This is a genomic window from Ensifer sp. KUDG1, from assembly GCF_050434285.1.
In the GTDB taxonomy this organism is placed as follows: Bacteria; Pseudomonadota; Alphaproteobacteria; order Rhizobiales; family Rhizobiaceae; genus Ensifer.
In genome coordinates this window covers 41,368-61,815 of the sequence record NZ_JBNDIG010000018.1, presented here as the reverse complement: position 1 = coordinate 61,815, position 20,448 = coordinate 41,368, and the positions used below count along the sequence as shown (strand labels likewise).

Sequence of the window (20,448 nt, the reverse complement as noted above, 5' to 3'; positions counted from 1 at the left end):
TCCGGTAATTGATTGGAATGCTGTCCGGCTTCAGATCGGAACGCTGTCCGGATTTTGATCGGAATCCCGTCCGGTTAATTCCTGGAATCCGCAATGGACGGTTCATGCGCGAAGTTCGCCGTTGGCCTGCGATTGACCGAGCGCCACTGCGCACGTCTGTGTTTCCCTGTGCGGATCCCTCCGGTCCTTGGGAGCGGGGCAGCAGCAGCCGCGCCGGGCCCGCTCGATCCTTGAAGCCCTCGTACCTCTCAAGCGCATCCAGACGGTCTACGTCCGAGACGGGTTCGACCGGTTCGCCATTGATGGCATGGCGGAACGAACCCGGTCGCGCGATTGCGATCTGATAACTGCGCGAGTGCACATAGGTTGCCATCGCCTTGCGTAGCGCCGTGACGCTGACTTCGGGTTTCAGGAGAGGGCGGATGTCGTTCCAAAGTCCGCGCGCAAAGGGTCTGATCGGATCGCCAACCCTGGCTGGAAGAATGGTGATTGGCCGGGTGAGAAGGGCGTTGATTGCCTCGGTCTTTGCGACCTCTCGTTCACGCGCGACGACTGGGCGTGAGCCCTTCTGTAGAAATGTCGGCGTCCCTGGTTTCTGCCCCATCACCGTCCGAGCCAAGCAAAAAAAGTCACCGTCGAGATCGCGCGTGGCCAGCACAATCCGGCAACATCAACGTTGCTGCGGAAGCATCTATAGCGAGTGTCCGGGAACGCAAGTCCTGCGCGCGACGTTATGGCGCCGGCGGAAACAAGCCGGTGAACTCCTTGTCCTCGAAATAGCGGATCTTGGAGGCGACGGCCGGCAACTGTCCCTGGCGCAGCAGGATCATCTTGCTTGCCGATAGCCGCAGGATTTCGTCGGCATTGATGAGGTCGCGCACAGCGATGTGTTCGGCGCTGGATGTGACGTTCTTGCTCCAGGATTGGGTGATATAGTTGACGTCTGCCTTCCCGATTGTGCGCGCGATCAGCTCCGCCGTCTCGATATCGTTGACGCCGAAGACCTGAAGGACGGCGGCATTTGACAGGAACGTGCCAGCACGGCGGCCATAGGTGGCGCGCAGCTGATGGATGTCCTGGAGGATCGGCCAGAGCTGCACGCCGTAACCGGCCATCAGACCCATCGCGCGTTCGACCGGTGCGAGATGGCCGAGCGCTGCGAACTCGTCGAGCAGATAAAGCACCGGCCGGCGTGGGATAGCGCGTTCACGCGCCATGGCAGCGAGGCTTTGCGAGACGAGCAGGCGAAGCCAACGCGCATAGGTCGAAAGCCGATCGGGCGGCAGGACGAGGAAGATCGAGACGCTCCGGCGCTTCAGGTCGGCGAAGCCGAAGTCCGATCGACTGAGTACCGCTGTCATGCGCGGGCTGTCGAGGAAATGGGTGTGGCGTTGCGCGGCTGACAATACGCCTGCTGCCTCGCGGTCCGACTTGCCGAGATGGCGATTGGCGGTCCGGGCAATCAACCCGTTCGCCTCGTCCATGTCCTGCATGCGCGCCATCAACACCAGGAAGCGCTCCGGCGCCAGGGTCAGATATTCTCTCAGCGTTCCGAGATGTCGACGGCCAGGCGATTCCGCGACGAAGATCTTTAGGATCAGCCCGGCAATCAGCGCTTTCGCCTCTTCATTCCAATGTGCTTCGCCACCGGTACCGGGCTCGTCATAGACGAGTGCATCGGCAAGCGTGCTTGCGTCCTCGGCGAGATCGAGCCCGTCCGGATCGAGCATATCGAGCGGATTGTATGCCGATGATTTCTGGCCGGTGACTTCGAAGGGGTCGAGAACATGGACCGGCCCGAACCGTTCGCGTGCTTGGCCTGCGATCTGCGCATTCTCGCCTTTCGGATCGATGCAGATGATCGAACGATCGGCGGTCAACAGGTTCGGGATGGCCGTGCCAACACCCTTGCCGGTCCGCGTCGGCGCCATCGTCAAAAGATGGGCGGGTCCATCGTAGCGCAAGAGCTGATCGGTCGTTGGATCGCGACCGATGAGCAAGCCTTCGTCGCCCGCTGTGAGTTGTTTCAATTCCCGTTTGTTTGCCCAACGCGCAGTCCCGAAGACGGCCGTCGTGACGTCGACCGAGATGAAGGCAGCGATGAAGCCGAGCATGCCAAGTGCGATCGGAAGGTGTTTTGCACCGAACACGACAACGCCACTGGCAACACTATGCTCAGCACCGAGGATGAGGTGGATGAGAAAGTTTGTCAGCAGGAGCAGCGCCGACAGAGCGAGACCGAAAATGACCGCGGCGAGCGCGAGGAAAGGCGCTTTGATCAGCGCCTTCAGGGCAGGAGTGAGCTTCATTCCGCCGCCCTGCTGTTCCCCTCGATCTCAGCCGAACCGAGGATGTCATCAAACAGCGTCTTGTCTGTGTCGCGCACCAGAAAGCCGGGCAGCTCGCGCTGCAGCCAATCCCGCAAACGACGATTGAATTCAGTATCGTGGGAGTGCTCCAGCCGGTGCAGCACCAGCGCGCCAAGCAGGATCTTGCGGCGTGTATCCTGGGCGCGTTCCTGTTTTCCGAGCCGAGCTTTGAGCGTCTTTTTGCGCTCTTCCAGTTCGGCGAGGCGCTGGGTGATAGACTTGCGTGCCATGCGGTACTCCTAATGCTTGTGGGGCGTCGAGAGTTTCTGCCATTGCGCGTTGTGCGCTGAAGGTATCCGACGATGCGGAGTGCACAACCCTGAATTGGCACTGGAACGGTGCATCTTGCATGATCCCGGACGGAGAGAGCGAAGCGAACGAAGTTTAAAGGGCGCACTTACGAGTTGCTCCGCAACTCAGCGCTTGCTATGGTTGTGCGACTTTGGAGAGTGTCGCTTTGGCGATTTACCATTGCAGCATGAAACCGATTGCTCGAAGCGGCGGCCGCAGTGCGGTTGCCGCCATCGCCTATCGTACGGCGACGAAGATGCTGAACGAGCGCGACGGCATCGTGCATGATTTCACGAGGAAGCAAGGCGTCGAGCATTGTGAGATCGTGCTACCTGATGGCGTGAATGCGGACTGGGCGCTCGATCGTTCTACGCTTTGGAACGCGGTTGAGCGCGCCGAGAGCCGCAAGGATGCGCGCGTTGCGCGAGAGTTTGAGATTGCCCTTCCGCATGAAATGAGCGCCGGCGACCGGCTGGCGCTGACGCGCGACTTTGCGCGCGAGCTTGCCAACCGTTACGGCGCCGCTGTCGACTTCTCGATCCACCAGCCGCAGGGTGAAAGCGACATCCGCAACGTCCACGCGCATGTGGTGATGACAACGCGGGTGGTGACGGAACAGGGGCTCGGCGAAAAGACGCTGATCGAGCGCGAGAACAAATGGCTGCTCAACCACGATTACCCGACCTCGCACATGCAGCTTCGTGATATCCGGCAGCTCTGGGAGCACCAGGCCAACCGGCATCTGACGCGGCTTGGATTGGACATTCGCATTGACCATCGCTCGCATTTGGAGCGTGGTTTGGAAATCGAGCCGACCGAGCATATGGGCGTGCATGCGTCGCAGATGGATCGGCGCGGCATGGAGGTGTCGCGCGGGCGGATCGATGACAAGGCGGCGCGCTCCAACGCCGAATTGATCCGCCGAAAACCTGACGAGGTTTTGTCGATCATCACCGGCGAGAAGAGCGTGTTTGATCGTCATGATGTGGCGCGAGCACTGCATCGCTACATTGACGATCCCGACCGGTTTCGCAATGCCTTTGCGGCGGTCATGGCGTCGCCGGCGCTCGTGGAACTGAAACCAGAAACGGCGACGGAGCTGGCGCGGTACTCGACACGGCAAATGATCGAGATCGAGCATGCGATGGCCTTAAGCGCAGACCGCATGGCTCAGCGTTCCAGTCACTCCGTCCACCGTTCTTACGTCGATCGGGTCTTGGACATTCAGGACCAGGCCATTCGAGGAAGCGCTTCTTCTGCGTCACCTAAGTCGGCCAGCGGAACTGATCAGCGTCCGGTTGATCGCGACGTGAAGACGCCGCGCGTGGGTCTCAGCGACGAGCAGCGCGCGGCGGTGCGCCACATCACCGGGCCTGAGCAGATCGCGAACGTGATTGGGTTTGCCGGAGCCGGAAAATCCACGATGCTGGCTGCGGCGCGTCAGGCCTGGGAGATGCAGGGCTACCGTGTTCATGGTGCGGCTCTGGCCGGCAAGGCGGCCGAGGGACTGGAGGAATCCTCAGGGATCGCGGCGCGCACTTTGGCCTCCTGGGAATACGGCTGGCAGAATGAGAAAGGGCTGCTTGGAAAGGGCGACATTCTCGTTATTGATGAGGCGGGCATGATTGCAAGTCGGCAGCTCGCGAGGTTCGTCAAAGAGGCCGAGGCAAGAGGCGCCAAGCTCGTGCTCGTCGGCGATCACGAACAGCTGCAGGCGATCGGCGCAGGATCTCCGTTCCGCGCGATTGCGGAACGGATCGGCGCGGTCGAGCTCTCCGAAATCCGCCGTCAGAAAGACGCCTGGCAGCGCGAGGCGTCTGTTGCCTTTGCGACGCATCGCACGGAGGAGGGGCTGGCGGTCTATGCCGAGCGTGGGGCGGTTCAATTCCGCGATGATCGCGACGAGGCTCGAGCAGCTTTGATGTCTGACTATCTCGCCGACAGCGAGGCACGAGCAGCGGGGTCCCGCATCGCACTCGCGCATCGGCGTGTCGACGTCAGGGCGATCAATGCCGACATTCGCTTGGGCCTTCAGGAGCGTGGTCGACTGGCGCGCGGTGATGAAGTGGATGCGGTTCTCGGGCGGGAACGCGTCTACCATACCAACGACGGCGCGCGGTCCTTCGCCCGCGGCGACCGCATCGTTCTTCTCGAAAACAACCGGGATCTTGGCGTGAAGAACGGCATGCTTGGAACCGTTGAGGCCGTCAAGCCGGACGCACTACATATACGTCTCGACGGCAGTGCTGGCGCAAACAAAAGCGGCCGCGCAGTCTCCATACCGGTCAACAGTTACCAATCCTTTGATCACGGCTACGCGACGACAATCCACAAGTCGCAAGGAGCAAGCGTCGATCGCGCCTTTGTCATGGCCTCCACTACCATGGACCGGCATCTGGCCTATGTCGCAATGACCCGCCATCGCGACGATGTGCGGCTCTATGTCGGCCGGGTTGAGATGAAGGACATGAAAGCGCTTGGCGCCAGCATGGGCCGCTCAGGCGCGAAGGAAACGACGCTCGACTACAAAAGCGTCTTCGCCGCGCGCAGAGGGCTTGGTGAGGGGTTCGGCATCCAGAGTGAGATCGTCATCGCGGTTGCAGCAGGGGGCGCCAGACCCGGGCCTGCTCGCGAAATGCAAACGGGATTTGCGGCAGGAGAGACGGGGCGCGAGAGCGTCAATCCGCTCATTCCTTCAATCGCGACCTATGCACGCAGCATCGAGGACATCGCGCGCGAAAAGGCAAGGCCGGATTTCGATCGCGCCATGGAAGCGGTGCGATCCGTGGGTCGACAAATCTATGTTGACCCCGACGGTGCTTCGGCGAAAATTGGACAGGCGATTGTCAACGCTGGAGCGGACGGGCAGACGCTTGCAAACGCCGTAACCGAACACCCGGAACGGTTCGGCGAGCTGCGCGGCAAGACCGGGTTCTTCGGCGACAGCAAGGAGCGCAAGGCCGCTCATCACTCTTCCAAGGCCCTCGGGCTCCATGTCGCATCGGCGGCCAACACCTGGTCGCGCCGGCTTGAGGCCGAACGTAAATCGGAAGCCTGGCAGCGTGAGAAGAGGGACGTGGTTGAAGTTCCCGGTCTGACCGGGCGGAGCGAGGACATATTGAAGGAGTTCGACGCTTTGCCTCAGGCGGAAAGGCCGCGGTTTCTCACCGAGCTCTCCGGGACGCCGGAAGGGCGGCAGGTGTTGGAAGAAACCAAAACCATCGCCCGCGCTCTTGAGCAGCGTCTCGGAAGTTCGGATCCGCGAAGTTTCAAGAAGGAGCTCGACCGTCTAGGTTTGAAAGATCGGGTCGTGATCGACCGCATCAAGGACGTCGCGCGTCTCGTCGACAGGACGCAGCGGGCCGAGTTGAGCCGGACCTATGAACTCACGCGCGGACTGAAGAAGGGTCTCGGCTTGGGGATGTGAAGTTTTCGAACTTGCCGCACCAATCCTTGACAGGAAGGAGATATCTTAGTGCCTCGATACGTATCGCTAATCGAAGCGTCGGCAATGCTGGCAGAAGCCAATCGAGTTCTCGTTATCGGTTGCTCTGGAGCCGGCAAGACCCCATTTTCCCAGAAAATCGCGAATTCATATGGCTTAGAATTTCGGTCCCTCGATCGCCCGCCCTGTTGGTCCGGGCCTGTGAAGTTGCGGGGCGTGGCGGTTGAAGTTGCCGGATGCCGGAAAACACAACGGCCCGGCGATCTTTCGATCCCGAGCCGTTTTTCATCCTTGGGAGGATAAGGCGCCCCTCGGGGCGCTGGAATTTGTTAGCCGCGGCGCGTGTCCGGGAAGTTCGCCGGATCAATGCCCAGCGTGCGCAGGTCGCTTGCCTTCGGGCGGCGGTGACCTTCGACAGCGGCGGCGGCAGCGCTAGCAGCGCCGAGAACTGCGAATGCACGACCGATGAAACCCTTGTGATAAGTTGTGGTAGCCATCTTCTTGCTCGCTTTCGTTTTCTCTTTGATGAGCAAAAGATGGGGTTTGGTCGGTCTTTTTGCAATGCACAATCGGACACGCCAGCCATGCAATGGAAGCAGGCCCGGTCGGTATTCAAACCGTCCGGGCCTGCGGATAGGCCTTGGGAGGAGGCGCTATGTCGATCGGGTCCGAAAGGGTTTCCAGAACCGATTGTTATTGGGGCTTAGTCTTCGTTGGCGGCGAGCTGCGAAAGGACTTCGCCGCGGCCACGGGCCCGAAGGATGAGCGGTACGATCAGCGCTGCTGCCGCGATGATCAGAAGACCGGCTGCGATCGGCGAGGTGAACAGGACCGAGTAGTCCCCCTGGCTGATCGCGAGCGCGCGGCGTAGCTGCTGTTCCGCGAGCGGGCCGAGGATCAGGCCCACGACAACAGGCGCGATCGGATATCCGAAGATGCGCATGGCGTAGCCGAGCAGGCCGAAGGCGAGCAGCATGCCGAGTTCGTAGACCGACGGGTTGGCGCCGATGGTGCCGAGCGTGGCAAACAGCAGGATGCCGGCATAGAGCCAGGGCTTCGGAACGGTCAGCAGTTTCACCCAGAGACCGATGAGCGGCAGGTTCAGCACCAGCAACATGAAGTTGGCGATCAGCAGGCTGGCTATCAGGCCCCAGACGAGCTGCGGATTGGTCGCAAACAGCAGCGGTCCGGGTTGGAGGCCATATTGCTGGAAGCCGGCAAGCATGATTGCCGCGGTTGCCGTGGTCGGAAGGCCGAGCGTCAGGAGCGGCACGAGCGTACCGGCGGCCGACGCGTTGTTGGCCGCTTCCGGGCCGGCGACGCCTTCGATCGCGCCATTGCCGAATTCTTCCGGATGCTTCGTCAGGCGCTTTTCTGCGGCATAGGACAGGAACGTGCCGATCTCGGCACCGCCAGCCGGCATGGCGCCGATCGGGAAGCCGATGAGCGTACCGCGCAGCCACGCCTTCCAGGAACGTGCCCAGTCGGCCCCATTCATCCACACCGAGCCACGGACGGCCTCGACCTTGTCGGGCCCCTTGTCGCCCTGTGCAGCGATGTAGAGCGTCTCGCCGATCGCGAACATGGCAACGGCGAGCGTCGTCACCTCGATGCCGTCAAGCAGCTCGGGAACGCCGAAGGAAAGGCGCGCCTGGCCGGTCAGTTGGTCGATGCCGATGACGGAAAGCGCCAGGCCGACAAACAGCGACGTCAGACCGCGAAGGGTGCTGTCGCCGAAGGCCGAGGAAACGGTGACAAAGGCGAGAACCATCAGCGCGAAATATTCGCGCGGACCGAAAACCAGGGCCAGCTTGACGATGTAGGGCGCGATGAAGGCAAGGCCGAGCGTGGCAATCAGGCCGGCGACGAAGGAGCCGATCGCGGCCGTTGCCAGCGCTGGCCCACCGCGTCCCGCTCTCGCCATCTTATTGCCTTCGAGCGCAGTCACGATCGAGGCGCTTTCACCGGGAGTGTTGAGCAGGATCGACGTGGTCGAGCCGCCATACATGCCGCCGTAATAGATGCCGGCAAACATGATCAGCGAGCCGCCGGGATCGAGTCGGTAGGTGACCGGCAGCAGGAGCGCCACCGTCAGTGCCGGGCCGATGCCGGGCAGGACGCCGACCGCCGTGCCGAGCGTTACGCCGATCAGCGCGTAAAGCAGGTTCATCGGTTGCGCAGCAACCAGCAATCCCTGCATCAGGAATTCAAAAGTAGCCATGGTCGTCGGCCCTCTTAGAAGAACAGGCGTTCAAGCGGCCCCGCGGGCAGCGACAGGAGCAGGAGCTTGGCGAAGATCACCCACACGACAAAGCAGATCGCAATGCCGACGGGGAGCGAGAACCAGAGCTTGCGCTTGCCGAAACCACGTGCGGTCAACGCGAACAGAATGCCGGTGGCGATCGAGAAGCCTGCAATGTTCAAAAGCAGCATCTGGGCGGCAAGACCACCGACGATCCAGATAACCGGAGCGATTTCCTGGCGCTCGCGCTCTGGAAAATCGCCGCGAAACGCTTCGATAGCGGTCCAGATCGCGAGGCCAAAAAGACAGCAGGCAATCGCATAGGGAACCGTCGTCGGTCCGACCTGGGAGTAGCCGGCAGCGCCGGTCAGGCGCGACACATCCCAGAAAATGAGTCCAGCGATAGCGGCGAGAACCACCGCGATGAAGAGCGCCGCCCGATCCGGGCGACGCGTTGCAGTTGAAGGGTGATGCCCCTTGGTCATTTCACCAGTCCAATGTCCTTGAGAACGCCTTCGGTCGCCGCAACATCCTTGTCGAGCTGGGTGTTGAAGGCGTCACCGGCGAGATAGGTGTCCTGCCAGCCCTTGGTCTTCAGGACTTCCTGCCAACCGGCGGACTTCGCAAGCTTCTCGATATCGGCGGTTACGGCAGCCTTCTGCTCGTCCGAGAGGCCCGGAGCAGCAGCGATCATGCGCCAGTTTTCGACAGTCACGTCGAGACCGGATTCCTTCAGCGTCGGAGCATCGACGCCGGCAAGGCGCTCGGCGCTCGATACGGCGAGCAGGCGCAGCGTGCCGGCCTTGACCTGCGATTCGAATTCGCCGTAGCCCGAGACACCGGCCGTAACCTGGCTGCCGAGGATAGCGGCAAGTGCTTCACCGCCACCGGAATAGGCGATGTAGTTGATCTTGGTCGGGTCGACGCCGGCCGCCTTGGCAATCAGGCCAACAGCGATGTGGTCGGTACCGCCGGCCGAGCCGCCAGCCCAGGACACAGCGCCCGGATCTTTCTTCAGGGCTTCGACGAGGTCGCCCATGGTCTTGATCTCGGACGAGGCCGGAACGACGACAGCTTCGTATTCGCCGGTGAGACGCGCGATTGGCGTAACGTCCTTAAGGGTGACCGGGGACTTGTTGGTGAGGATTGCACCGACCATGACGTAGCCGCCGACGATCAGGGCGTTCGGGTTGCCCTTCTGCTGGCTTGCGAACTGGGCGAGACCGATGGTGCCGCCAGCGCCCGGGACGTTCTGAACCTGAACGTTGCCGGAGATGCCTTCCTGCTGCATGACCGTCTGCAGCGACCGGGCCGTCTGGTCCCAGCCGCCGCCAGGGTTTGCCGGTGCAATGATCGTGTAGTCAGCGGCAACTGCCGGGAGCGACATGGCACCGGCGAGAATCGTTGCAAGGAAAATATGTTTCAAGGTCAGTCCTCCGTGAGGCGCGTTTTCACCGCGCACGTTGTTGCTGTGTGCGAACGGGAAGACGGCGACGGGCTCTTTCGACCCTTATCGCTTGACCGGATTGGTGGCTTCCTCCCAGTACGCAACCGGCGGCCCGCCTCCACGGGTGCCAGTGACCTTAAGGCACCATAGAAAGCTGACATTTAGCTGACATCAAGACCCGAATGCGAAAATCCTGCCGCACCGTTTACGGAATTTTAGGCTCTCGCATGCGCTGACAGGCGATGTTGCCGGTCCCCGGCGTTCAAATTGAGGAAGTTCCCGACCGGATTTCGCGACGGAACCACGAATCGCAACTGGGATATTGCCGCCAGCCGGCCCGAGCCTAGGTATGAGGAAGCAACGCCGACAAGGCGAAGACAGGTTTGCGCCGAGCCCGCCTGAAGGCGAGCTCCGGCAAGGATGATGGGAGAGTAAATTCGATGGCGAAAGCGACGACCAAGGCGAAAAACAACGATGCGGCGGAAGACGCCGCCTCCGCCTCCGGGCAGATCGAAGCGAGGATCGCGGAACTTGGCGACTGGCGCGGAGCGACGCTCGCGCAGATACGCAAGCTGATCAAGGAAGCCGATCCTGACGTCGTCGAGGAATGGAAATGGCGGGGTGTCCCGGTCTGGGAACATGGCGGCATCATCTGCACCGGCGAGACCTATAAAGCGGTGGTGAAGATGACCTTTGCCAAGGGGGCAGCGCTCGAGGATCCGGCCGGACTTTTCAACTCCAGCCTCGAAGGCAACACCCGGCGCGCCATCGACATCCATGAGGGCGAGGCGATCAACGAAGAGGCGTTGAAGGCATTGGTTTTGGCCGCCGTCGAACTGAACCTTTCCGCGCAGGCCCTACGCTCCGGGCGCTCGCGGAAGAAGGCTTAGGGCCGGAGCCTGGCGGGTTTCCAGCCTGACCGGGAGCGCTTTCCGGTCGGTCGTCTTCAATGGAGCCTTAAAACCTCGTTCCATTTGGCAATCAGCCGTGAGCGCTTCACCTGATCGAGATAGACCATCAGGCCCGGGCTCACCGGGACGGGACGCAACTGGCCGCCAAGCATCTCCTGCATGGTGTTGGCGGTGTTTTCGCCGGCGACCTCTGGGCTGACGGCCGGGATTTGCAATTCCCGCGCCATGATCGTCTGGCCTTCCTTGGACATGAAGAATTCAAGATAGCGCCGGCCGAGGTCGGGGGAGGCGGCAGCTTGCGGGACGAGGCCGATGCGCGACATCACCACGGTGTAGTCCTTCGGCAGAACGATGCCGACATCCGGATGCCGTGCCGCCCAGTCGGCGGCGTAAGAGCCGAGGATGTTGTAGCCGAGCACGAAGCGGCCGTCTGCGACACGCTCGAGGATTGCTTCGCTGGTCGAGTAGAGCTTGACGCCGGCCGCACCCATGGCCTGGATGACATCCCAGATATCGCCGAACTGTTCCTGGTCGCGTGACATGAAGAGGAAGCCGACGCCGGACCGCTCGATGTCATAGGTTCCGATCCTGCCGAAGACGGCCGCGCCCTGGCGCTTCAGGTAATCGACAAATTCCGCGCGCGTCGACGGCGGTTTCTCCTTGGTGAAGCTCGGCTTGTGATAGACGAAGACGGCAGGCTCGAAGGTCAGCGCATAAGCCGTGTTGCGCCAGTTGGCCCAGGCCGGCCAGCGGTCGCTCATCGGCAGGTCGCTGCGCTGGGCGTAACCGTCGTTGCTGAGCTTGACTTGCAGGTCCATGGCGGAAGAAAAGGCGAAGTCCGCCGTCTTCATTCCGGCGTCGGTCTCCTTGATGATGCGGTCGTAGATTTCTCCGGTCAGCATGTCCTCATAGCGCACGGCAACGTCCGGATTGGCCCGCTGGAAACCGATGATCATCGGCTTTGCGAGCGGCTCGTCGAGTGATGAATAGACGACCAGCGTGCGCACGTCCGCTTTGCCGGAAAGGGCCGGGAATATGATAGGGGCCGCAAGGAGCAGCTGAGGACAAAGAGCAAAAAAAAGAAAAGAAATCAAGAACCGCATGAATCCACAATGCCTCAGTGTCGTACCGTTCACAAGCAAGGCGTCGGCGGATAAGGTGGTCGGGGGAGTGATGATAATTGCGTATCTTGCTTGTTGAGGACAACCAGGACCTGGCCGAGGGCCTGTCGGCGATCTTGCGCGGCAGTGGCTATGCCGTTGACGTCGTCAGTGACGGTGCGTCGGCGCATGCGGTGGCCGCTGCCGAGACGTTCGACCTCGTCATTCTCGATCTCAATCTGCCGGAGATGGATGGCCTCGATGTCTTGAGGGCGATGCGCGCGCGGCAGAACCGCGCCGCGGTGCTGATCCTGACGGCAAGGGGTGCGCCTGAGGAGCGCATCAAGGGGCTCGACCTCGGCGCAGACGACTACATGATCAAGCCTTTCGACGTTGGCGAACTCGAAGCGCGCGTGCGCGTGCTCTTGCGCCGGCAGGCGGGCCTCAGGGCCTCGACCGTCAGTTACGGCAATGTTTCGCTCGATCTCAATACCCGCAGCTTCTCGTCCGGCGGGGCGTCGATCGATATCCCGGCGCGCGAGCTCGGGCTGCTTGAGCTGCTGTTCATGCGCGCCGGCAAGGTGGTCGCCAAGGATGCGATCATGCAGTCGCTGACCGGTTTCGACGATGATCTGAGCCCGAACGCGATCGAGCAATATGTCAGCCGGCTTCGCAAGCGGCTCGCACCGCACGGCTTGACCGTGCGAACCGCCCGCGGCATCGGCTACTACCTCGACAAGATGGCTGGGCCGGAATGAGACCGACGGTCTACAGCCTTCGCCGGCGCTTGCTTGGCTGGCTGCTGGTCTCGACGGTCGTCATCGGCATTATTGCACTCGTGGACACCTACCGTGAGGCAGTCACAACCGCCAACGTCGTTTCCGACCGCGTGCTCGCCGGTTCCGCACTGGCGATCGCAGAGCGCGTGGTCGTGGCGGAGGATGGCTCGCTCGAAGTCGACATTCCCTATGTTGCCCTGGAAATGCTGACTTCCGCCGCGCAGGATCGGGTGTTCTACCGGGTCGACGGGCCGCCCGGCCAGTTCATCACCGGCTACCAGACGTTGCCCTCGCTGGCGGAGGAACCGGGAGCGTCGACCACCTTTGCGGATTCGATCTTCCGCGGCGAGCCGATCCGCATCGCCGCCCTTCGCCGCTCCGCGTCGACGGGCATCAATTCCGTGCCCTTCGTTGTCACGGTTGCCGAAACGACGATCGCGCGCCGACATCTGACGCAGACGATCCTGGTGCGCTCGGCGCTTCGCCTTGGCATGATGATCGCCGGCGCGGCCGTGATCGTCTGGATCGCGGTTACGTTTTCCTTGCGTCCGCTCTACAGGCTGGGGGACGCGATCTCCGAGCGCAGTCCGGACGATCTGCATCCGATCGGCGAGCGGGTTCCGAACGAGGTCCAGGGCCTCGTCGATACGGTCAATTCCTTCATGGGGCGCCTGCAATCGGCGCTCGATGCACTTCGCAATTTCACTGGCAATGCCAGTCACCAGCTTCGCACGCCACTCGCCATCATTCGGACACAGCTCGCCTTGGCGCAGCGCGCCGGTTCAATAGAGGAGACCCATGTCGCGGTGAAAAAGGCCGACGAAGCGGTTGCCAGTGCCGAACGCATTCTGGGGCAACTGCTTCTGATGGCGAAGATCGATGCCGCCGGCAAGAACGAGGCCCGTATGCTCGAGCGTGTCGATCTCGTCGAACTCGTGAGGGAAATCACGGCGGAACACGTGCCGGCAGCGGGAGAGGCCGATATCGATCTTGGCTTCGATGGGGCGGACGAAGCCTTCATTCGCGCAGAGCCATTGCTCGTGGCTGAGATGCTGAAGAATCTGATCGGCAACGCTTTGCTTTATGCCGGTTCTGGTGCCGAAGTGACGACGCGTGTTGTTGCAGACACTGGATCCGTGTCGCTTGTCGTCGAGGACAATGGCCCGGGCATTCGGTCAGAGTTGCGCGAGCAGGTGTTGCGCCGCTTCGAGCGCGGAGGCAGTGAAGCGCCGGGCTCTGGGCTAGGACTGCCGATCGTCGAGGAGATTGCCGAACTCTACGGTGCGACGACCCGTCTCAGCGAGGGAGCCGACGGACGGGGCCTCAAGGTCACGATTCTGTTCCCGGCCTCCACATAAACGGGCATCATTTTGATCATTTTGAAGGGGGACGGGTCCGTTCGAGATGGCCGAGGCAGGCTGCCTCAACTTTGGAGATGAGGATCTCCGTGCGTTGCGCGAGCCAGTCCAGGGCTTCGCTGGAGATGTCATAGTGCGGTGAATAGCGCGCTTTGACGTAGGCCTCATTGAGAACGTTGAACCACGCTGCGTAGCGCTGCGGTTGCTCCGGCCAGACCTCGACCAAGTCTTCAGCACGGTCTTCCGCCAGCCCCCGAAGGAAACGAAGATTGTGCGATGACGGGCTGTAGTTTGTCAGGACCAGAAGGAGGGTTGAGTATGCCTGCTCGATGGATTGGTGAAGCAGGAAAGCCGCCTCTTTGTGGTTCCCTTCGCCTGCGCAAAATCGGCTTGTCCTCAGAAACACTCTGGAACGCGGCAATCTGTCCGCGAGATACTCCGATGCCAACCGCCACGCTTCTTGGGCGCCGACACATCCGGGAGTTGCCAAAGGTTCATTATCGAGGTCGTACAGGGCAATTCCGTCGCGCGCGATGTCGACGAAGAAGTATCGGCCTTCACGCAGGTTGGTGTTCACCTCCCGCAGGGCATGCACGATCACGCTGACCGGAGTTTGGATTTCTCGGTCGCGCATCAACCGGTCGTTTGTACGGTTCCAGTCGGTTGGATCGGTAAGCTTCTTGTTGTTGACGATCACCAAAATGTCGAAATCTGAACGGTACCCTTTTTTGGTGTGGGGCTCGTCGACGAAAGTGCCACGACTATATGAGCCGAAAAGCACGATCTTGAGGATGCGGCCACGCTTCTTGAATTCGGCGGAGCCGCCTTTCAGCGCGTCATCGAATTCCTCGTGAATGATCTCGACCACGCGACGAAGCTCTTTTTGCTTGATCGCGGGCAAGTGGTCGAGGCTCGTCTTCATCGGCAGCAGTCCTTCAATTGTGAATCGGTACCTTGCCGAAAGGGAAGGACCAATTCAACAAAGCAACCGTGACGATCCCTTCGCAATCGTTTCGCAAAAAGATCATCGGGAAAGCTCACGGTGAAGACCGAACGGACGCTTTGAACGATCAGCGCCCAACCCCATCGCTTCCCGCGCGCGGACAACGTCGCCACTGGAGGAGGGAAGGCTCGACTTATTTTGGTGTCAGGTTCAGATTTCTAGGGCGCTAGTTACACCCCAATCGGTTGTCTGAGTGGCGTTAGATCAGCCTGGGTTCTCTAGCGGTCACGCTGGCCGAAGAGGAAACCTGTCTCGCGGGTTTGTACCCGCAGCACCGCGTTCCAAAGCTGAAGAACGAAACGCGGCTGAAACTGGCTCGCAAGCTTGCGCTGCGACAACATGGGAAGTCTCCAATAGTTTTGAACGCGTGCCATATAGTGCATAGCCAAGGATTCAGCCAGAGCGCATGTGCCGGGGCAGCCTTGCATGCCAAGCATATGTGGAAAATGCCTTGTTCCGACTGATATAGCCTCCTGAAAAAAATAAAAATGCCGGGATGACCTTCGTCATCCCGGCCAGTTGGCTTCACTGGGAGGAGAGTACTGCTTTTGGGAGTCAGGCCTTCTTGCGGTTCTTCTGTCGATAGACGTCGACAACGACGGCGGCGACGATGATCAGGCCCTTGACGATTTCCTGGTAGTAGGCGTCGACCCGAAGGAAGGTGAAGCCTGAGGTCATGACGCCATGGATGATGGTGCCGATGACTGTGCCGGTGACCCGGCCGACGCCACCCGTCAGCGAGGTTCCGCCGATGACGCTCGCTGCGATCCCGGGCGGCGGGGACCGGGCCGGGGGAGTTCGCGCTCTTACCGAAGATGCCCTCAGAACGTCAAGGTGCCCCGCGAATGCGAATCCGTCCCAAAACCCAGTCAATCGAGAGTGTGGCCGAAACAACGACTGAGCTTGTTGCAACATCAGATCTGTTCTAAGGCAAAGTGATGCCGTGTTAGGCGCCTTCTAGGGTCAATTATTGCTTTGAAGGCATCCCGAAAGCGCATTTCACCTTCTATAAGGGGCCAGATGGATGGTGATTCTGCCGATGAAATTCTGAGGGTTACATTAAGTGAGCGTGCACTTTACAGACATAGTCGACGGCGGGATCCAACTCAGGCATTCGTCCACCCCTTTGTCCCGGCTAGGCTTGCCAGAGCTTCGCGAAGTTATTCATGAGCTGAACCTTGTTTCTGATCGGCTAGGATGCGTAGCGTTCGAGGGGGACGGTCTCAGTCAGAATGACCTTGTAATATTTGCAGGAAATCTAGAACGATTCTCTATGTTGTCCGCCGCTAGAGGCGTTGCATCGCGCATTTTTTATTTTCAAGATACTTCTAGTTGGTGGTACGGTGGGTCAAATCTTCTACCAAATATTGAGGGAATTCAGAAATTTCTTGTTCGGCATGTTACCAATAGGCCGTGTCTATCCTTCGGGCAATCGTCTGGTGGATACGCGGCGCTAGCTATTGGCGGGCTTATACCTCATATAGACGTGCTTGCGTGCTCTCCGCAAACATTTGCCGATGGAAATGTTAAGGAGCGACTACACCTAGCGCCTTCACTCGCAGTGCAGCGCACCCCAGATCACCTCATTGATATTGCGGAATTGTATCGCTCATCAGGCAGAAGGGGGATGGCGGCTGCGATATTCTCTGCATCGGAGGCAGGTAATCCATTGCATAGTCATTTCTGGATCGATCATCTCCACTTGGCAAACATCGCAGGAATACCCTCAATAGATATTCACATCGGAGCTTCCGCTAAGCACTCACTCGTGTCCAAAAATGCTCTACGCTTTTCCGAGGGGCTAAGGGAATTGCTGCGTTGTTCTAGGAAGAAGAACGAAGTTAAAACGAAGATAGTCCGGCGCCTCGTGGAGGACATCGCTTCCGGGCATCTGGAACGCGAATATGGATGAGCTGTTGTCTGATGCAAACTTCCACTGTGAAGAACGCCTAACCTTCGCGAGCGATAAGGCGATATCGTTCTGATTGAGCGCTTATTGCGCTTGTTGCGTCTGATTCGTATAACGGTCTCGTAGAAGAAGGCCCGTCAAACATTATGAATTTCTGCGTCTATCTCGACAACGGAGCGGAAGTGCACGGCTATTTCGTGCCAGACGGATTTTCGGCTTCCCCAAGAATACATGTTCGTATCAATGGTGATGAAACGCCCAAAATAATTCAGACGTGGATTTTCATTGAAGGAGCCAAAGCGCAGGGGGCGCATCAAACTGGTAATGTCGGCTTTATCCTCAGTGAGGATAACATACCAGGCTTGAGTAACGCATCTCAAGTAGAATTGTCGGATCCGGACAGTGGCCTGGTGTTTTATCGGCGCGATCAAGCAAGATCCTTCGTTCCTAAAAAGGTTCTACGGTTGGAGACCGCATATGTGCCTCACAGCGAAGTAGATCTGAGTCTGAGGCCGTACTTTCAGTTTTGTGAACACCGAGTCGAGCACTATGGCTACGAAACAATACGGCAAATGTTGGAAATCATTCATCAACCGTCCGTCTATGTATCCGGAAGAATGCTTCTCAAGAATTTTAAATTATACATCGACTATAATATAGATACGACTATTATCTCTCTGAGAGATCCATTTTATGAATTGGCCTTGCGGTTAATTGTTTTCACTCGAATTGGAAAACAAGAAATCAGCTTTGTATCTGCGCGCGACAAAACATTGTTCAAACCGGTAATTGAGTGGTTGGATGGCTTGGATATAAAGAACGAGAGGGCGTTAAAATTGGCTATTCGGAGAGCTCCCAAAGACGCAATGAATTTGCTTTCTTCGCCATTCACGCAACAGTTGACAGCAGCAAACCCCTCCGAAACTCCGACGCTCAATGAAGTGTCCCAGGCTTTGGACGCGCTATCGCAGTTCACATTATTCGATGTCGGCGGGGATCCCGACGTATTTCCGAAAAACATAGAGGATTTACTTGGAGTGCCGCCTGGGACAGTGCGGATGCGGCCCCAGTTTCAGGCGGCGCACCAACTGGCTGATATGCTCCGAGGGTTTAGTCAAATACAGCATATCTTGGAGGCCGATCTTCTATTGTATCATTTCATACAGAAAGCGGGTGAACGCGCGGCACACGGATCGTGATTGGGCGGGCGAACATCGCCGCGGCAGGAGCTCCCGCGCCTCATTGCAGAGCTCTGCTGTGACTTTGCAGGCCGACGTCTGTGTCAATTGGACCCACTATTCAAGGTGGATTGCGATCCTGGTCCGCAGGCGCCAGTCCTGGGTACGTGCGCGCCGCAACCAATACCTCCAAGAAGGGGCAGGTGCGGCGAGAATGCTGCCAAGGACTCGCCGGTTGCGCGCCTGCGGCCGGCGAGAGCTTGAGGCCTAGTTACGAGAGTACGCTATCTTAAGCTGCAGACGGTGTCATCGAAACAACATGCCAAATCGAATCGTCAACTACGAGTTGGCTCGTGCGAAACTACCGAGGGGCCGAAGTCTCGTCCACATTGCGGTTTTCCCCAGACGCTACACCTACCGTCCGCTGGCTATTCCAGAGCGGGAGTTCTAAGCAATTACGCGTCACTCAGTCGAGCTTTTGGCGTACCATCACCACCACTCCGCAAGCAACGGCGCACGTCGCGAGGCACGCGAGTAGACTGAGGAAAAGGGATAACGCAATGTTAGGATACTCATTGCTATCAGGGAGCGTAGGCTCAATAAAATTATCGACATAGATCAGTTGCAGCGAGCTGACTAGCTTCACCTTTTCGAGGTCCTCAAGAGCTGCTTTAAGCCGGGCTTCCGCCAATGACAAATCTAGCTTCAACTTTTCGAATAGTGTTGAGTATTCCGCGAGGTTTGTGCCTTCCCGATCTGTGCTTCCGGCAGCCTGTGCCCTCAAATCATTTGCCTGATCCTCGGCCGCTGCAATGCGTCTGTCCAGGTCAGCAATCTGCGGGGTGTTGATGGCGACCGTCTCGCTCAGAGCCTGCCGACGACTCCTCAACTCTGCGATATTGGACTCGACCGAAGTCAAGACAGATGCGAGTCGCTGCGCTGAAAGCGCGATATCGAAAACCCCTGTCTGATTCTGCGTATCACGAAACTTCCCTCTGAGATCAGCGACATCCTTCGTAGCAAGATCAACATCCCGTTCGGTGGAACTGCGGAGATCTTGCCACATACCAGAACTTAGTTTGTTAACTCGCTCCTCCGAGAGGCGGAGTACAAGTTGTACCAAGTCCCGGGCGTCCTGCGGGGAGTAGGCCGTAACTTCAAGCTCAACGATACCACTCTTAGGGTTCACGTAAGTATGGGCATGCTTCTTCCAGTATTCCAGCATGTCGTCTTGCGTGGCGTCGGCTGACAACCGAGATAGGAAGTCGATATTAGAACCGCCAAACAAGCTATGAAGATCCACTTGCTTCTGCATGTCTTGAATAATTGCGGGGCTTGCTAGGTAGTTCAGCAGGATTGCGGTGTCCTGAACAATCTTTTCCTTAGGCTCGACGTTGTTGCTCGAATATCTATCACGCGAAAGAAGCGGCGTGGACGACCTAACGATGAATCGGACCTCTGACACGTACCCTGGGCTCGCCAAGAATACGAAGTATCCGATGCTTGCGATCATTGGCAGGAAAAGAGTTGTGCCAATGAGAAACATGATCAATATCGAGAAAACACGATCGCGGGCACGAGGTGCCAAACCGGCAAGTCGGTATAGGTTGCGGCGGCTGCGGTTCTCAAAGGTCAACGCTCGAGCGTAGGAACTCAACGCAGCGGCCACCCTTTGGCTTCGCTCCAGCGAGGTCACCGGTTTCGCTTCGATCAAACGGCCGTCGTCTTTTTGCATGTTTTCCGACAATATCTATACACCTACTTAACGATTGAGCCGCATATAGGTTGCTATTCCATCTTCAACGTTATCAAATTGTACCATTTGGCCGTCGATCAATACTATGGCGACGTCGCAATAATCTTTGATTGTCTCCATGTCATGTGAGATCATAATAACGTCCGACTTGGCTCGGCGTGCCCGAAACGCTTCTCGACAACGCCGCTGGAAGTTCGAATCGCCAACGGCTGTGATTTCATCTACCAGATAGCAATCAAATTCGATGGCCATGGAAAGACCGAATGCGAATCTTGCGCCCATCCCAGAAGAATAGGTCCTCAAAGGCTCGTTTAGGTAGCTACCGATTTCCGCGAATTCCGCAACGAACCGCAGTACGCGATTAAAATCCTCGCCATAAGCACGGGCAACGAACTTCAGGTTCTCCTTACCACTCAGCATGGGGTTCAATCCATTTGCAAATCCTAACGGCCACGAGACCCTCACTTGACGCCGGACGCGCCCTTTGTTGGGAAGTTCCGCTCCGGCGATCAGGCGCATAGTGGTCGATTTCCCAGCGCCGTTCACTCCGAGCAATCCGTACGACCTTCCGGATGCAAAATGCATGAACTGATTTCGTAAGATATAACGGCGATGTGCAGCCGTTTTATAATACTTTGTAACGTTATCCAGCGTAATCAT

17 protein-coding genes and 1 pseudogene are annotated in these 20,448 nt (G+C 58.9%); 5 read left to right on the top strand and 13 right to left on the bottom strand.

The window, feature by feature from the left end:
* From M2267_RS29675 to M2267_RS29665, 3 genes are all read right to left on the bottom strand, one after another.
* On the bottom strand, positions 1-658 hold a 658-nt coding region (locus tag M2267_RS29675), incomplete at its 3' end, for a ProQ/FINO family protein (protein WP_429119442.1).
* A gap of 73 nt (positions 659-731) precedes the next feature.
* The gene (locus M2267_RS29670; protein WP_429119441.1) at positions 732-2,309 is read right to left on the bottom strand and encodes a type IV secretory system conjugative DNA transfer family protein; all 1,578 of its coding nucleotides are present in this window, start codon (positions 2,307-2,309) and stop codon (positions 732-734) included.
* Entirely contained in the window at positions 2,306-2,599 is a 294-nt protein-coding gene (locus M2267_RS29665; protein WP_429119440.1) for a mobilization protein, read from the bottom strand. Before M2267_RS29665 ends, M2267_RS29670 begins: the two co-directional genes overlap by 4 nt.
* 227 nt (positions 2,600-2,826) lie before the next feature.
* Here M2267_RS29665 and traA point away from each other — a divergent pair, with 227 nt between their 5' ends.
* Positions 2,827-6,087, top strand: a complete 3,261-nt coding sequence (gene traA, locus M2267_RS29660) for a Ti-type conjugative transfer relaxase TraA (protein ID WP_429119439.1) — start codon at positions 2,827-2,829, stop codon at positions 6,085-6,087.
* Between the two features lie 347 nt (positions 6,088-6,434).
* On the opposite strand, the gene M2267_RS29655 is transcribed toward traA, so the two are convergent.
* The 4 genes from M2267_RS29655 to M2267_RS29640 form a co-directional block, all read right to left on the bottom strand.
* Positions 6,435-6,602: a hypothetical protein gene (locus tag M2267_RS29655; RefSeq protein WP_089045897.1), complete on the bottom strand. Its 168-nt coding sequence runs from the start codon at positions 6,600-6,602 to the stop codon at positions 6,435-6,437.
* Between the two features lie 206 nt (positions 6,603-6,808).
* Positions 6,809-8,326, bottom strand: coding sequence for a tripartite tricarboxylate transporter permease (locus M2267_RS29650; protein WP_429119438.1), 1,518 nt, complete (start codon positions 8,324-8,326; stop codon positions 6,809-6,811).
* A 14-nt stretch (positions 8,327-8,340) separates the two neighbouring features.
* Positions 8,341-8,832, bottom strand: a complete 492-nt coding sequence (locus tag M2267_RS29645) for a tripartite tricarboxylate transporter TctB family protein (protein WP_060521021.1) — start codon at positions 8,830-8,832, stop codon at positions 8,341-8,343.
* Entirely contained in the window at positions 8,829-9,773 is a 945-nt protein-coding gene (locus tag M2267_RS29640; protein WP_060521022.1) for a Bug family tripartite tricarboxylate transporter substrate binding protein, read from the bottom strand. Before M2267_RS29640 ends, M2267_RS29645 begins: the two co-directional genes overlap by 4 nt.
* A gap of 461 nt (positions 9,774-10,234) precedes the next feature.
* On the opposite strand from M2267_RS29640, the gene M2267_RS29635 reads away from it, so the two are divergent.
* The gene (locus tag M2267_RS29635; protein ID WP_429119437.1) at positions 10,235-10,684 is read left to right on the top strand and encodes a DUF1801 domain-containing protein; all 450 of its coding nucleotides are present in this window, start codon (positions 10,235-10,237) and stop codon (positions 10,682-10,684) included.
* A gap of 56 nt (positions 10,685-10,740) precedes the next feature.
* On the opposite strand, the gene M2267_RS29630 is transcribed toward M2267_RS29635, so the two are convergent.
* Complete coding sequence (locus M2267_RS29630; RefSeq protein ID WP_060610331.1) at positions 10,741-11,808, bottom strand: ABC transporter substrate-binding protein; 1,068 nt, start codon at positions 11,806-11,808, stop codon at positions 10,741-10,743.
* A gap of 77 nt (positions 11,809-11,885) precedes the next feature.
* On the opposite strand from M2267_RS29630, the gene M2267_RS29625 reads away from it, so the two are divergent.
* Both M2267_RS29625 and M2267_RS29620 read left to right on the top strand, forming a co-directional pair.
* Complete coding sequence (locus tag M2267_RS29625) at positions 11,886-12,563, top strand: response regulator transcription factor (protein WP_252160655.1); 678 nt, start codon at positions 11,886-11,888, stop codon at positions 12,561-12,563.
* Positions 12,560-13,942, top strand: a complete 1,383-nt coding sequence (locus M2267_RS29620; RefSeq protein WP_252160654.1) for a sensor histidine kinase — start codon at positions 12,560-12,562, stop codon at positions 13,940-13,942. Before M2267_RS29625 ends, M2267_RS29620 begins: the two co-directional genes overlap by 4 nt.
* Positions 13,943-13,958: 16 nt before the next feature.
* Here M2267_RS29620 and M2267_RS29615 read toward each other — a convergent pair whose 3' ends face one another.
* From M2267_RS29615 to M2267_RS29605, 3 genes and pseudogenes are all read right to left on the bottom strand, one after another.
* Positions 13,959-14,864 (bottom strand): nucleotidyltransferase and HEPN domain-containing protein, encoded by a 906-nt coding sequence (locus M2267_RS29615; RefSeq protein WP_429119436.1) that lies wholly within the window; start codon positions 14,862-14,864, stop codon positions 13,959-13,961.
* A 299-nt stretch (positions 14,865-15,163) separates the two neighbouring features.
* Complete coding sequence (locus tag M2267_RS29610) at positions 15,164-15,286, bottom strand: hypothetical protein (protein WP_276556046.1); 123 nt, start codon at positions 15,284-15,286, stop codon at positions 15,164-15,166.
* Positions 15,287-15,500: 214 nt separating this feature from the next.
* Positions 15,501-15,716: pseudogene (locus tag M2267_RS29605) on the bottom strand (ABC transporter permease); the annotation flags it as partial.
* Between the two features lie 1,284 nt (positions 15,717-17,000).
* Between M2267_RS29605 and M2267_RS29600 the strand changes: the two are divergent.
* Complete coding sequence (locus M2267_RS29600; protein WP_252160650.1) at positions 17,001-18,053, top strand: hypothetical protein; 1,053 nt, start codon at positions 17,001-17,003, stop codon at positions 18,051-18,053.
* Positions 18,054-18,498: 445 nt separating this feature from the next.
* Here M2267_RS29600 and M2267_RS29595 read toward each other — a convergent pair whose 3' ends face one another.
* Together M2267_RS29595 and M2267_RS29590 are read right to left on the bottom strand one after the other, a co-directional pair.
* The gene (locus tag M2267_RS29595) at positions 18,499-19,767 is read right to left on the bottom strand and encodes a hypothetical protein (RefSeq protein WP_252160649.1); all 1,269 of its coding nucleotides are present in this window, start codon (positions 19,765-19,767) and stop codon (positions 18,499-18,501) included.
* A gap of 27 nt (positions 19,768-19,794) precedes the next feature.
* On the bottom strand, positions 19,795-20,448 hold the full coding sequence (locus tag M2267_RS29590) for an ABC transporter ATP-binding protein (RefSeq protein WP_252160648.1): 654 nt from the start codon (positions 20,446-20,448) through the stop codon (positions 19,795-19,797).

Bases quoted from the DNA above. Each gene is read 5' to 3' on its own strand.
- M2267_RS29670 (WP_429119441.1), bottom strand. From the start codon at position 2,309: ATGAAGCTCACTCCTGCCCTGAAGGCGCTGATCAAAGCGCCTTTCCTC.
- M2267_RS29665 (WP_429119440.1), bottom strand. From the start codon at position 2,599: ATGGCACGCAAGTCTATCACCCAGCGCCTCGCCGAACTGGAAGAGCGC.
- M2267_RS29655 (WP_089045897.1), bottom strand. From the start codon at position 6,602: ATGGCTACCACAACTTATCACAAGGGTTTCATCGGTCGTGCATTCGCA.
- M2267_RS29650 (WP_429119438.1), bottom strand. From the start codon at position 8,326: ATGGCTACTTTTGAATTCCTGATGCAGGGATTGCTGGTTGCTGCGCAA.
- M2267_RS29645 (WP_060521021.1), bottom strand. From the start codon at position 8,832: ATGACCAAGGGGCATCACCCTTCAACTGCAACGCGTCGCCCGGATCGG.
- M2267_RS29635 (WP_429119437.1), top strand. From the start codon at position 10,235: ATGGCGAAAGCGACGACCAAGGCGAAAAACAACGATGCGGCGGAAGAC.
- M2267_RS29630 (WP_060610331.1), bottom strand. From the start codon at position 11,808: ATGCGGTTCTTGATTTCTTTTCTTTTTTTTGCTCTTTGTCCTCAGCTG.
- M2267_RS29620 (WP_252160654.1), top strand. From the start codon at position 12,560: ATGAGACCGACGGTCTACAGCCTTCGCCGGCGCTTGCTTGGCTGGCTG.
- M2267_RS29615 (WP_429119436.1), bottom strand. From the start codon at position 14,864: ATGAAGACGAGCCTCGACCACTTGCCCGCGATCAAGCAAAAAGAGCTT.
- M2267_RS29610 (WP_276556046.1), bottom strand. From the start codon at position 15,286: ATGTTGTCGCAGCGCAAGCTTGCGAGCCAGTTTCAGCCGCGTTTCGTT.
- M2267_RS29600 (WP_252160650.1), top strand. From the start codon at position 17,001: ATGAATTTCTGCGTCTATCTCGACAACGGAGCGGAAGTGCACGGCTAT.
- M2267_RS29595 (WP_252160649.1), bottom strand. From the start codon at position 19,767: ATGCAAAAAGACGACGGCCGTTTGATCGAAGCGAAACCGGTGACCTCG.
- M2267_RS29590 (WP_252160648.1), bottom strand. From the start codon at position 20,448: ATGATTACGCTGGATAACGTTACAAAGTATTATAAAACGGCTGCACAT.